We start from the raw sequence: 12,571 nt of genomic DNA, 5'->3' as shown, positions 1-12,571 counted from the left end.
AATGACGACTGAGTACCGACGACTTCGCGTGGCGCTGCTGGGCGCCGGAGCGGTCGGCTCCCAGGTCGCCGCACTCCTGCTGCGCCACGGCGACGAGCTCGCGGACCGCGCGGGCGCATCGCTCGAGCTGGCAGGCATCGCTGTGCGCAACCTCGACGCCCCTCGCGACACCGATCTGCCGAAGGAGCTGTTCACGACCGACGCCGAGTCGCTGATCCTCGGGTCGGACATCGTGATCGAGCTCATCGGCGGCATCGAGCCCGCCCGCACGAGCATCCTGCAGGCGATCGGATCCGGCGCCGATGTCGTCACGGCGAACAAGGCCCTCCTCGCCACACACGGCCCCGAGCTCTTCGAAGCGGCAGACCGTGTCGGCGCATCCGTCTACTACGAGGCCGCCGCCGCCGGAGCGATCCCGATCATCCGACCGCTGCGCGACTCGCTCGCGGGCGACCGCGTCGTGCGCATCATGGGCATCGTGAACGGCACGACGAACTACATCCTCGACCGCATGGAGACCGAGGGTGCCGACTTCGGTGACGTGCTCGCCGACGCGCAGCGTCTGGGATACGCCGAAGCCGACCCGACCGCCGATGTCGAGGGCTTCGACGCGGCGCAGAAGGCCGCGATCCTCGCCAGCCTCGCCTTCCACACCGCGGTCCCGCTCGACGCCGTGTATCGCGAGGGCATCACCTCGGTCACGGCATCGATGATCGAAGAGGCTCGTGCGGCGGGCTTCGTGATCAAGCTGCTCGCCGTGTGCGAGCGCATCGAGGCGAACGGCACCGAGTCCATCTCCGTGCGCGTGTACCCGGCGCTCATCCCGCAGAGCCACCCGCTCGCCGCCGTGCACGGCGCCAACAACGCGGTGTTCGTCGAGGCCGAGGCCGCCGGATCCCTGATGTTCTACGGCGCAGGTGCCGGCGGGGTGCAGACCGCCTCGGCCGTGCTCGGCGACGTCGTGTCGGCCGCTCGTCGCCACATCGCCGGCGGGGTCGGCGTCGGAGAGTCGACGCGGGCCAATCTGCCCGTCGTCCCGATCGGACACGTCACGACCCGCTACCAGGTCACCCTTGAGGTGTCGGATGCGCCCGGCGTGCTCGCGACTGTCGCCGGCATCCTCAGCGACGGCGGCGTCTCGGTCGCGACCGTGGTGCAGACCGTCGAGGGAGAGGACGAGACCACCGCCCGCCTCGTCATCGGCACCCACCGAGCCACCGATCAGGCCCTGAGCGAGACCGTCGCCGCACTGGCCGAGAGTTCGGTCGTCGAGCGCGTGGTCTCCGTGCTGCGCGTGGAAGGCGAGTGACGGTGACGACAGGGCGCGCGGTCGAAGTGACCGTACCGGCCACCAGCGCCAACCTCGGCCCGGGGTTCGACACCCTCGGGCTCGCGCTCAGCGTCTACGACACTCTGCTCGTGACCGAGCTCCCCGCGGGGGAACTGGAGATCGAGGTCACCGGCTCGGGCGCGAGCGAGATCCCGCGCGATGAGTCGAACCTGATCGTGCGGACGATCGCGCATGTCTACGCGGATGTGGAGCGCCCGGTTCCGGGTCTCCGGATCGTCGCGGAGAACGGTGTGCCGCACGGGCGGGGCCTCGGATCCTCGGGAGCCGCCGTGACCGCCGGGATCCTCGCGGCCAAGGGGCTGCTCGAGGGCGATGTCGAGATCAGCGACGCCGACATGCTGCGACTCGCCACCGAGATCGAGGGCCACCCCGACAACGTCGCACCGGCGCTGTTCGGCGGACTGACGATCGCATGGGTGGGGGAGCGCGGTCCGCAGCACAAGAAGCTTCTCGTGCACCGCGGCGTCTCGCCGCTGGTGCTCGTGCCGTCGTACACGATGTCGACGTCGAAGGCGCGGTCGCTGCAGCCGCCCCACGTCTCGACGGAGGATGCGGTGTTCAACGTCTCGCGCTCGGCTCTGCTGATCGCAGCTCTGATGCAGAGCCCTGAGCTGCTGCTCGACGCCACCGCCGACCGACTTCACCAGGACTACCGCGCCGAGGCCATGCCCGAGACGCAGCGTCTCGTGCAGACGCTGCGGAGCGCCGGATTCGCCGCCGTCGTCTCGGGTGCAGGGCCCAGCGTGCTCGTGCTGGCCGACGGCCCGGGAAGTCGCCAGGAAGCCGTGGAACTGGCCGAGGCCACCACCGACACCCCGTGGGAGGCGCTGCTGCTCGCAGTCGACGTGCGTGGTGGTACAGTGGGGAACCGAGCGGAGGGCTCCACGTAACTGCGTGAATCTGGCCCCATTGCAACTCTGCAAGACCCGCACGTGAACCCCTGATGCACTGATCCTTCTGAGAGCTCAGTTCTCTTCGACGGCCCGGTGACAAGGCTTGCCGGCACCGAGTGCCGGCCCGTGCGACCGCGCGCAGCACCCGTTGTGCGCGTACCGCTCATGTCTTCGAGACCAAAGAGGGAGTACTCGTGGAGAATTTCTCCGAGACCCAGAACGACCAGGCGGCGCCCGCTGCCGAGGCCCCGACCAAGTCCGTCAGCTCCGACGCCGCCTCCGGCGCCGCTGCCACCGAGACTGCGCCGCCACGCAAGCGCGCCCCGCGCCGGGCGACCACCGCCACCGCCGCCGCCAAGGCCGAGAAGGCGACTGCCGCGACGGATTCCGCGTCTGCATCCGAGAAGTCGGCGCCCGCGGCTGATTCCGCACCGGCGTCCGAGAAGTCGGCACCCGCCGCTGCCGAGGCGCCCGCCGCAGAGGCTCCGAAGGCCAAGGCCCCGCGCCGCAGCCGGGCCAAGAAGGCCGATGCCGAGGCTCCCGCTGCGCCGGCCGAGCAGGCATCGTCCGAGGCTGCGTCAGCACCTGCTGCCGCAGAGGCCCCCTCCGCTCCGGCCGCGGCTTCCGCGCCCGAGGGAGGCGAGTCCACGGACGAGCCGAAGAAGCCGAGCCGCGGTCGTCGCACCGCCAAGAAGCCCGCAGCCGAGGCCGAGGCGCCCGCCGCCGAGAAGCCCGCTGAATCTGCGCCCGCCGAGAACGGTCAGGGATCGAACCAGAGCGCCGAGGCGTCGGGAGACTCCGCTGACGGCGACGAGCAGGGCGGACGCGGCCGCAACCGCAACCGCAGCCGCAACCGCGGACGCGGTCAGAACGGCAACGCCCAGACGCAGCCCGAGCAGCAGCAGAGCGCGCCGGCCGATGACGACCAGTCGTCGGGCAACGGCCGCAACCGTCAGCGCAACAAGCGCCGCGGCGGAGCACCGACCGACGAGTTCGACACCGAGATCGGCGAGGACGACGTTCTGATCCCGATCGCGGGCATCCTCGACGTGCTCGACAACTACGCCTTCGTGCGCACCACCGGCTACCTCGCCGGCCCCAGCGACGTCTACGTGTCGCTCGGGCAGGTCAAGAAGTACAACCTGCGCAAGGGCGACGCGATCGTCGGAGCCATCAAGCAGCCGCGCGAAGGCGATCAGCAGGGACGTCAGAAGTACAACGCCCTGGTGAAGGTCGACTCGATCAACGGCCTCTCGATCGACGACGCGGCCACCCGTGTCGAATTCGGCAAGCTCACGCCGCTCTACCCGCAGGAGCGCCTGCGTCTCGAGACGGTGCCCGAGAAGCTGACCCAGCGGATCATCGATCTCGTCGCTCCGATCGGCAAGGGCCAGCGCGGCCTCATCGTCGCGCCGCCCAAGGCCGGCAAGACGATCGTCCTGCAGCAGATCGCCAACGCGATCGCGCAGAACAACCCCGAGGTCCACCTCATGGTCGTGCTCGTCGACGAGCGTCCCGAAGAGGTCACGGACATGGAGCGCACGGTCAAGGGCGAGGTCATCGCCTCGACCTTCGACCGCCCCGCGGAAGACCACACCACGGTCGCCGAGCTCGCCATCGAGCGCGCTAAGCGTCTCGTCGAGCTGGGCCGCGACGTCGTCGTGCTGCTCGACTCGATCACGCGTCTCGGTCGTGCGTACAACCTCGCCGCTCCGGCATCCGGACGTGTGCTCTCGGGTGGTGTCGATGCCTCCGCGCTGTACCCGCCCAAGCGCTTCTTCGGCGCCGCGCGCAACATCGAGAACGGTGGATCCCTCACGATCCTCGCCACGGCTCTCGTCGAGACCGGCTCCAAGATGGACGAGGTCATCTTCGAGGAGTTCAAGGGCACCGGCAACAGCGAGCTGCGCCTGTCGCGCCAGCTCGCCGACAAGCGCATCTTCCCGGCAGTCGACGTGAACGCGTCGAGCACGCGTCGCGAAGAGATGCTGCTGTCCGCCGACGAGGTCAAGATCACCTGGAAGCTGCGTCGCGCCCTCGCGGGTCTCGACCAGCAGCAGGCGCTCGAGGTCGTCCTGGGCAAGCTCAAGGAGACCCACTCGAACGTCGAGTTCCTGGTGCAGATGCAGAAGTCGATCCCGACGCTGCCTGCGGGCGGTCACGGGCACGACAGCAACATCCGCTGAGCGGATCCGCTGTGTTCGAGTCCGTCCAGACTCTGATCGACGAGCATCGCCGGGTGCAGGAGGAGCTCTCCGACCCGGCGGTGCACGCCGACGCCGCGCGGGCGAAGCGCGTCAACCGTCGCTACGCGGAGCTCTCTCGGATCGTCTCCGCCCACGATGCCTGGGTGGCGGCTGTCGACGATCTCGAGGCTGCGCGCGAGCTCGCCCGTGAGGACGAGGCGTTCGCCGATGAGGTCCCCGGCCTCGAAGACGGGGTTCAGGCGGCGCAGGAGAAGCTCCGGCGTCTTCTCATCCCGCGCGACCCTGACGACGCCCGAGACGTGATCATGGAGATCAAGGCGGGGGAGGGTGGCGCGGAGTCCGCGCTGTTCGCCGCCGACCTGCTGCGCATGTACATCCAGTACGCGGCGTCCAAGGGCTGGAAGACTGAGCTGCTCGAACGCAACGAATCCGACCTCGGCGGCTACAAGGACGTCCAGGTCGCCATCAAGGGGTCCTCGACCGACCCGGCGCAGGGCGTCTGGGCGCACCTGAAGTACGAGGGCGGGGTGCACCGCGTGCAGCGTGTGCCCGCGACCGAGTCGCAGGGACGGATCCACACCTCGACCACCGGTGTGCTGGTGTTCCCCGAGGTCGATGAGCCGGATGAGATCGCGATCAATCAGAACGATCTGAAGATCGACGTGTTCCGCTCCTCGGGTCCTGGCGGCCAGTCGGTGAACACGACCGACTCGGCAGTGCGCATCACACATGTGCCCACCGGGATCGTCGTCTCGATGCAGAACGAGAAGTCGCAGTTGCAGAACCGCGAGGCGGCCATGCGCGTGCTCCGCGCCCGGCTGCTCGCCAAGCAGCAGGAGGAGCTGGACGCCGCGGCATCGGATGCCCGCAAGTCGCAGATCCGGGGAATGGACCGCTCGGAGCGCATCCGCACGTACAACTTCCCCGAGAACCGCATCGCGGACCACCGCACGGGGTTCAAGGCCTACAACCTCGACCAGGTGATGGACGGGGCGCTCGAGCCGATCATCGAGAGCGCGATCCAGGCCGACGAAGAGGCCCGGCTTGCCGCGGTCGGCTCCGAGTCCTGAGCCGCACAGGCCTGCGACGAGGACCGGCGCCTGCGGCGCCGGATCAGGTGCGCGCGGCGTACCTGTGTTCGGGGCGACCGGTCGCTCCGTAACGCAGACGTACCTCCACGACGGTCCGCGCGGCCAGAGCCGCGAGATGACGCTGGGCGGTCGCGCGCGAGATTCCGACGCGATCCCCGACCTCGGCGGCTGACGCTTCGCCGTCGCCGAGCGCTGCGAGCACCAACTGCTCCGTCGCCGAACGGGAGACGGACACCGGCTCGCCGGATCCGTGCAGGATCGCGAGCGCGCGGTCGACATCCTCCTGGCGCAGCGGACGCTCGCCGGCGATCAGATTCCGGTATCGCGCGTAGCGCTCGAGGAGCGCGGTCAGCGCGCGCCTCTCGAACGGCTTGCGCAGATATCCGACGGCTCCCGATCTGAGCGCGCGGCGTACGGTCGGCGCGTCGTCGGCCGCCGAGATCAGGATGGTATCGACCGAGGTGTCCCTGACCAGAGAGATGCCGTCGCCGTCGGGCAGGAAGACGTCGGCCAGAAGCAGATCGGGGCGCAGTGACACGATGGCGTCTCCCGCCTCGGTGACGGAGCGCACGGGATCGAGAGCCGCGAAGCCGGGCTGCTCGTCGACGATGGTCTGATGCAGCTGTCCGACGCGGAAGTCGTCGTCGAGTATGAGAACGCGGAGGGGCTCGGTCATGGTCTTTCCTCGAAGGTCGTGGTCGTGTCGGAGACGGCGCCGCACAGACGAGCGGCGAACACCGCGCCGTGCTCGGTGCCGCCGCGGTCGATGATCCAGAGATCGCCGTTCCCTCGGCGGGCGATCTCGCGAGAGAGCGGAAGGCCGAGGCCGTGCCCGTGCACGCGATCCTCCGCTTCGTCTTCCGGTGCTCGGGGTGACAGCGGGTCGACGTCGCCGAGACCGGGGCCGGAGTCCGCCACCGTGAACACGAGCGCGTCACCGTCGCTGAACACCGCCACCTCGACCCAGCGGGGCATACGTGATCCGGAGACGGCCGCCGTGACCGCGTTGTCGACGAGGTTGCCCAGCACCGCGGCGACGTCTTCGGGTTCGGCGACGCTGCCGATGAGCTGGCTCGAGTCTGCGATGCGCAGTGCGACGCCCCGCTCACCCGCTTCGACGCCTTTGGCGCCGAGGAAGGAGTGCAGGAACGGATCGTTCAGAGCGTCCAGACCGTCGACGGGGAATGCCACGGACCCGCGTTCGACGAGCTCGCCGAGAAACGCCCTTGCGTCCGGAACTCTCTCGGCGTCGATCAGGCCCGCCGCGACGTGCATGCGGTTCGCGAACTCGTGGCGCTGCACGCGGAGTGCGGCGGTCATGGTGCGGACCGTCTCCAGCCTCTCCGTCAGGGCGATCAGGTCGGTGCGGTCGCGGATGATGAGCACGTCGCCGAGGGAGCGTCCGGCACGCACGACGGGGCGCGAGTCGAGGTACAGCACGCGTTCATCCACCACCGCGCTGGATCGAGTCCGGCTGACACGGACAGCCTCGAGAACGGTGGCAGGGAGTGCGAAATCGACGAGTGGGCGCCCGATCGGCGAGTCGAGACCCAGCATCCGGTTCGCGGCGTCGTTGCTCACCCGCACGATCCCGTTCGTGTCGATGGCGAGAACGCCGTCGTCGACGCCGTTCAGCACAGCGGTCTGGTTCTGCACCAGTGCCACGAGCTCCTCGGGCTGCACGCCGAGCGTCAGGCGCTCCCATCGGCGACGGAGCAGCAGGAAAGTGAGTATTGCCAGAGTCAGTGACCCGGCGGCGGTGAGGCCGATCACGGTGAGCAGCGGCGGAAGATCGTCGAAGACACCCGCGCGCTCGAACCCCACGCTGATCTCTCCGACGGGAGTCCCGTCCTCGTCGAGGACCGGGACCTTGGCGCGCGCTGATTCGCCCAGCGTGCCGGTCTGCCAGTCGACGACCTCATTGCCTGCGAGGACCTCCGCGAAGGGGGTGCTCACGACCTCGCCGATCCTCGCGCTCGTGGGGTGGGCGAGACGGATGCCGTCTTCGTCCGTGATCACGACGAACAGGGCGCCGGTCCGGTCCGCGACGCCCAGGGCGAGTCTCTGCAGGTCGCCGCGCCGGAGCGCGTCGGCATCGGGCGAGTCGTTCGCGGCGGAGATCCGGGTGACCTCGGCCCGTACATCCGGATCCTCCGCGAGCGTCCTCGCGATTCCGAGCGCGGTGGCCTCGGCTTCGGCGCGCAGCTGCTGAACGGCGAGCATGAGGTAGACGCCCGTGCACAGACCGACGACGAGGGCGACCGTCGCGAGGTGCAGCAGCAGCGCCCGGGTCGCGAATCGCGGTCTGGTCGTCGTCGACATGGAGCTCCCTTCGCGCAATATGCGCAGAAGTCACGCTACGCGCATAACGGCAGGGAATGCGGGATACCGCACCCGTGTGCGACGGATTGCCTAGTCTCGTCAGGATCCGTCGCAGACGACGGTGCGACGACGAAGGAGTCACCGTATGCCCGACGCACTCACCGGCCTGTTCATGGCCGCAGAAGAGGCACCCACGTACGACGTGGCGTTCGTGCCGCCGGAGTGGCTGCTCGTCCTCCTCGGGTTCACGATGGTTCTGGCGTTCATGACGCTCATCATGACCAAACGCCTCACGCCGATGGTTGCGTTGATCCTCGTCCCGACCGTGTTCGGCCTGTTCGCCGGTGCGGGGCTCGGACTCGGCGACATGATCCTCGACTCGATCGCCACCATGGCTCCGACGGCCGCCCTGCTGATGTTCGCGATCATGTTCTTCGGCATCATGATCGACGTCGGACTCTTCGACCCGCTCATCCGCATGATCACCCGGCTGCTCGGCGACGATCCCGCGAAGGTCGTGCTCGGCACCGCGATCCTCGCAGGCGCCGTGTCGCTCGACGGCGACGGCTCCACCACGTTCATCATCACGACCTCGGCCATGCTGCCGATCTACCTCCGGCTCGGGATGAGTCCGGTGGTCCTCACCTGTGTCGCGGGACTCATGAACGGCACCCTGAACATCGTGCCGTGGGGCGGACCGACGGTGCGCGCAGCGACGGCACTCGGGCTGCAGCCGACCGACATCTTCGTGCCGATGCTCCCGGCGCTCGGTGTCGGCATCCTCGTGGCACTCGGATTCGCCTGGATGCTCGGATTGGGGGAGCGTCGTCGCATCGGGCGTCTCGACACCTCCGCATCGTTCACGGGTGGCGACGGTGGCGCGCTGTCGACGGTGCCGAAGCTCTTCCGCGGGTCCGACGCGCAGCCCGGAGCACGAGCAGCGCTGCGCACCGGCAACATCGTCGTCGTCGCGGGAGGACGCGGTCCCGTCTCCGCAGCGAGCGTCGATCTCGCGGACACCGCCATGGCCGACACGATGCTCGACCCCGCGCGGCCGACGCTGCGGCCCCGGCTCATCTGGTTCAACCTGGCGCTCACGGTCGCCGTCATGGTTCTGCTGGTGATCGACATCATGCCGCTCCCGTACGTCTTCATGGTCGGCGCCGCCGTCGCGCTTCTGGTGAACTTCCGGGGCATCAAGGACCAGGCATCCGAGATCGTCGCGCACGCGCCCAGCATCGTGGGCGTCGTGTCGATGGTGATCGCCGCGGGCGTCCTCGTCGGCGTCCTCTCAGGCACCGGGATGGTCGATGCGATGGCCACGTGGATCACCGACGTCCTCCCTCCCGCGCTCGGGCCGTTCCTCGCTCCCATCACCGGTCTGCTGTCGATCCCGTTCACCTTCTTCATGTCGAACGACGCGTTCTACTTCGGCATCCTCCCGGTGCTGGCGCAGAGCGCCGCGGCATTCGGAATCGATCCGGTCGAGATGGCGCGTGCGTCGATCATCGGGCAGCCCGTGCATCTGCAGAGCCCGCTCGTGCCCGCGATCCTGCTGCTGGTCTCGCTCGCGAGCGTGAACCTCGGCGACCATCACCGGAAGGTGCTGTGGCGGGCGACGGTGGTGTCTCTTGTGATGCTGGGAATCGGCATCCTGTCCGGTGCGATCCCGTTCTTCGTGGCCCAGTGAGCGACAGCGCTGCGAGGTGACCGCTATTCCTGCACGGTGATGCGACAGCGGGGAACCGGGGCCAGTCCGGTTCCCCGCTGCCCTGCGCGAGGGGCGATATGCTCAGCGCGTGATCACGTTCCTGTTCCGCGCTCTCATGTACGTCGTGTCCGCCGGTCTCGGCCTCATCGCCGCGGACCTCCTCCTCGACGGATTCCAGATCCAGTGGGACAAGTGGTGGGGCTTCGTCGTCTGCATCGTCATCTTCGCCGTGCTTCAGAGCGTGCTGGCGCCCTGGGTCAGCAAGATCGCCGACCGCTACGCACCCGTGCTGATGGGCGGGATCGGGATCTTCTCGACGCTCATCGCCCTCGTCATCGTGGTGCTGCTGCCCATCGGGGGTCTGCGCATCGTCGATGTCACCGGCTGGCTGCTCGGAGCCGTGATCGTCTGGCTCGTCACCGCCGTCGGCAGTGTGCTGCTGCCCTTGATCTTCCTGCGCAAGAAGGTCGAGAAGTCGCGGGATCGCCGAGCAGCCTGACAGACGCTCGAGGCCTCAGATCGAGTACTCAGGTGCGGTGAGCACGGCCTTGGTGTCCTCGCCGAGAACGCGTGTCCGCGCCTTCGCGGGGATGCCGACCAGGATGCTGTCGGCCGGCGCATCGCGCGTCACGACGGCGTTCGCGCCCACCACGGAACCGGCGCCGATGGTGATGGGTCCGAGGATCTTCGCTCCCGCCCCCACGGCGACGCCGTCGTGGAGGGTGGGGTGCCTTTTACCGTGGTCGCGGGTGCGGCCGCCGAGTGTGACTCCGTGATAGAGCATGACGTCGTCGCCGATCTCGGCGGTCTCGCCGACGACCACGCCCATGCCGTGGTCGATGAAGAATCGCCGACCGATCCGCGCGCCGGGGTGGATCTCGATCCCGGTCAACCAGCGCGAGACCTGTGACGTCGCGCGAGCCAGCAGGCGGAGCCGACGGCGCCAGAGCGCGTGCGAGACGCGATGCGCCCAGATCGCGTGGAGGCCGGGATAGAGCAGCGCCAGCTCCGCGGCGCTGCGCGCGGCGGGGTCGCGAAGGCGTGCTGCCGCGATGTCCTCGCGCATTCGGCCGATCATGCCCATCCGACGGATCAGGCTTCGCGCAGGTGCTCGTACAGCGCGGTCGACAGGTATCGCTCGCCGAACGAGGGGATGATCACGACGATTGTCTTGCCTGCGGCCTCCGGGCGCTGCGCGACCTGCAGTGCCGCCCAGATCGCGGCACCGCTCGACATGCCCACGAGAATGCCCTCTTTGCTCGCCGTCTCCCGTGCGACACGGATGGCATCGTCGAATGTGACGTCGATGACCTCGTCGAGGACGTCGCGGTCGAGGATGGGCGGCACGAAGTTCGGCCCGATTCCCTGGATCTTGTGCGGTCCGGGGTGCCCCTCGGTCAGGATGGGGGAGTCCTTGGGCTCGACGGCGACGATCTGCACGCCGGGTACGCGTTCCTTCAGGACCTGGCCGACCCCGGTGATGGTGCCGCCGGTACCGATGCCGGCGACGAGATAGTCGACGGAGCCCTCCGTGTCACGGAGGATCTCCTCAGCCGTGGTCCGGCGGTGGATCGCGGGGTTCGCCTCGTTGGCGAACTGCTTCGCCAGCACGGCACCCGGCGTCCGGGCCGCGATGGCCTCGGCCTCGGCGACCGCGTGCGTCATGCCCTTCGTGGGGTCGGTGAGCACGAGCTCGGCGCCGAATGCCTTGAGGAGCATGCGTCGCTCCTTCGACATCGATGCGGGCATCGTGAGGATCACGTTGTAGCCGCGTGCCGCGCCGACCATCGCCAGAGCGATACCGGTGTTGCCGCTCGTCGCCTCGACGATCGTGCCCCCGGGCTTCAACTCGCCGGACGCCTCCGCCGCGTCGACGATCGCGATGCCGAGCCGGTCCTTGACGCTCGAGGCCGGGTTGTAGAACTCCAGCTTGGCGAGCACCGTGGCGCCCAGGCCCTCGGTGACGCGGTTCAGACGAACGAGGGGGGTGTTGCCGAAAGCGGTGGTGATGTCGGGGTGGATGCCGGACATGTGAAGGCCTTCCTGTGGTGGGGGACTGCGGGTCCAGCCTAGGTGAGCCACCCCGGGCGTCGGGCATTGTGACACCGTTCCGGCTCTACGCTGGAGCACATGCCAGAGACCACCCTCGCGTCCCTCGTCCACGCCGCCGCCCAGCGACTGGCCGAGGCGGGGGTCCCCGATCCGCTCGTCGATGCGGAGCTGCTGGTGGGGCATGTGCGTGGAGCCCGGCGCGGTGAGGTGCAGGCGGCGATCATCCGCGGCGACGTGGCCGGCGATTCCGAGCAGGAGGCGCTGAACGCTCTCGTGGTGCGTCGCGCGGCGCGGGAACCCCTGCAGCACATCACGGGGACGGCGCCGTTCCGGCACCTCGAGCTGGCCGTCGGCCCCGGGGTGTTCGTGCCGCGACCCGAGACCGAGACGGTCGTGCAGTTCGCGATCGATGCACTCCTGAACGCGCCTGAGCCGGAACCTGTCGCGGTCGACCTCGGCACCGGGAGCGGAGCCATCGCGCTCGCGATGGCGACAGAGGTTCCGCATGCCCGTGTGTTCGCGACGGAGCTCTCGCCCGACGCCTACCGTTGGGCGCGCCGCAACACAGAGGGGGTGACGAACCTGACCCTGGTGAACGAGGACCTCGCGCACGCGTTCCGCGACCTCGACGGCACGGTCTCGGTCGTGATCTCCAACCCGCCGTACGTCCCCGACGCGGCGATCCCGCGCGACCCCGAGGTCCGTCTCTTCGATCCCGCGATGGCGCTCTACGGGGGAGAGGACGGTCTCGACATCGTCCGTGTGCTGAGCGTGCGTGCACTCGAGCTGCTGCGACCGGGGGGTCTGCTGGTCATCGAGCACGGCGAGCTTCAGGGGGAGGAGATCCGCAGCATCCTCACCCGCGACGGGTGGCGGGCCGCCGCGACGCATCGCGATCTGACCCTGCGCGACCGCGCGACGACTGCGCTCCGCCCCTGATCGCG

Annotated in this window: 11 protein-coding genes; 7 read left to right on the top strand and 4 right to left on the bottom strand. The window is 69.0% G+C overall.

The window, feature by feature from the left end:
- Window position 1: 1 nt before the first annotated feature.
- From IXW21_RS10930 to prfA, 4 genes are all read left to right on the top strand, one after another.
- Complete coding sequence (locus IXW21_RS10930; protein ID WP_194764281.1) at window positions 2-1,309, top strand: homoserine dehydrogenase; 1,308 nt, start codon at window positions 2-4, stop codon at window positions 1,307-1,309.
- Window positions 1,306-2,241: a homoserine kinase gene (gene thrB, locus IXW21_RS10925; protein WP_194764280.1), complete on the top strand. Its 936-nt coding sequence runs from the start codon at window positions 1,306-1,308 to the stop codon at window positions 2,239-2,241. Before IXW21_RS10930 ends, thrB begins: the two co-directional genes overlap by 4 nt.
- Window positions 2,242-2,438: 197 nt before the next feature.
- Entirely contained in the window at window positions 2,439-4,430 is a 1,992-nt protein-coding gene (gene rho / locus IXW21_RS10920) for a transcription termination factor Rho (RefSeq protein ID WP_194764279.1), read from the top strand.
- 11 nt (window positions 4,431-4,441) lie between these two features.
- The gene (prfA, locus tag IXW21_RS10915) at window positions 4,442-5,521 is read left to right on the top strand and encodes a peptide chain release factor 1 (RefSeq protein WP_194764278.1); all 1,080 of its coding nucleotides are present in this window, start codon (window positions 4,442-4,444) and stop codon (window positions 5,519-5,521) included.
- A 43-nt stretch (window positions 5,522-5,564) separates the two neighbouring features.
- On the opposite strand, the gene IXW21_RS10910 is transcribed toward prfA, so the two are convergent.
- Both IXW21_RS10910 and IXW21_RS10905 read right to left on the bottom strand, forming a co-directional pair.
- A complete protein-coding gene (locus IXW21_RS10910) occupies window positions 5,565-6,218 on the bottom strand; it encodes a response regulator (RefSeq protein WP_194764277.1) in 654 nt (217 codons plus the stop codon).
- On the bottom strand, window positions 6,215-7,864 hold the full coding sequence (locus tag IXW21_RS10905) for a sensor histidine kinase (RefSeq protein WP_194764276.1): 1,650 nt from the start codon (window positions 7,862-7,864) through the stop codon (window positions 6,215-6,217). The genes IXW21_RS10910 and IXW21_RS10905 overlap by 4 nt, the downstream gene beginning before the upstream one ends.
- Window positions 7,865-8,009: 145 nt before the next feature.
- Between IXW21_RS10905 and IXW21_RS10900 the strand changes: the two genes are divergently transcribed.
- The gene (locus IXW21_RS10900) at window positions 8,010-9,554 is read left to right on the top strand and encodes a CitMHS family transporter (RefSeq protein ID WP_194764275.1); all 1,545 of its coding nucleotides are present in this window, start codon (window positions 8,010-8,012) and stop codon (window positions 9,552-9,554) included.
- Window positions 9,555-9,663: 109 nt separating this feature from the next.
- Window positions 9,664-10,074 (top strand): phage holin family protein, encoded by a 411-nt coding sequence (locus IXW21_RS10895; protein WP_194764274.1) that lies wholly within the window; start codon window positions 9,664-9,666, stop codon window positions 10,072-10,074.
- Between the two features lie 15 nt (window positions 10,075-10,089).
- Here IXW21_RS10895 and epsC read toward each other — a convergent pair whose 3' ends face one another.
- Entirely contained in the window at window positions 10,090-10,659 is a 570-nt protein-coding gene (gene epsC, locus IXW21_RS10890; protein ID WP_194764273.1) for a serine O-acetyltransferase EpsC, read from the bottom strand.
- An 8-nt stretch (window positions 10,660-10,667) separates the two neighbouring features.
- The gene (gene cysK, locus IXW21_RS10885) at window positions 10,668-11,606 is read right to left on the bottom strand and encodes a cysteine synthase A (RefSeq protein ID WP_194764272.1); all 939 of its coding nucleotides are present in this window, start codon (window positions 11,604-11,606) and stop codon (window positions 10,668-10,670) included.
- 99 nt (window positions 11,607-11,705) lie between these two features.
- Between cysK and prmC the strand changes: the two genes are divergently transcribed.
- Window positions 11,706-12,566: a peptide chain release factor N(5)-glutamine methyltransferase gene (gene prmC, locus IXW21_RS10880; RefSeq protein WP_194764271.1), complete on the top strand. Its 861-nt coding sequence runs from the start codon at window positions 11,706-11,708 to the stop codon at window positions 12,564-12,566.
- The last annotated feature ends 5 nt before the right edge of the window (window positions 12,567-12,571 follow it).

Source organism: Microbacterium sp. UFMG61 (assembly GCF_015354505.1).
GTDB lineage: Bacteria > Actinomycetota > Actinomycetes > Actinomycetales > Microbacteriaceae > Microbacterium.
Note: the sequence above shows the minus strand (reverse complement) of the source record. Positions and strands in the feature narration are given on the sequence as shown.

Bases quoted from the DNA above. Each gene is read 5' to 3' on its own strand.
- IXW21_RS10930 (WP_194764281.1), top strand. From the start codon at position 2: ATGACGACTGAGTACCGACGACTTCGCGTGGCGCTGCTGGGCGCCGGA.
- IXW21_RS10910 (WP_194764277.1), bottom strand. From the start codon at position 6,218: ATGACCGAGCCCCTCCGCGTTCTCATACTCGACGACGACTTCCGCGTC.
- IXW21_RS10905 (WP_194764276.1), bottom strand. From the start codon at position 7,864: ATGTCGACGACGACCAGACCGCGATTCGCGACCCGGGCGCTGCTGCTG.
- IXW21_RS10900 (WP_194764275.1), top strand. From the start codon at position 8,010: ATGCCCGACGCACTCACCGGCCTGTTCATGGCCGCAGAAGAGGCACCC.
- epsC (WP_194764273.1), bottom strand. From the start codon at position 10,659: ATGGGCATGATCGGCCGAATGCGCGAGGACATCGCGGCAGCACGCCTT.
- cysK (WP_194764272.1), bottom strand. From the start codon at position 11,606: ATGTCCGGCATCCACCCCGACATCACCACCGCTTTCGGCAACACCCCC.
- prmC (WP_194764271.1), top strand. From the start codon at position 11,706: ATGCCAGAGACCACCCTCGCGTCCCTCGTCCACGCCGCCGCCCAGCGA.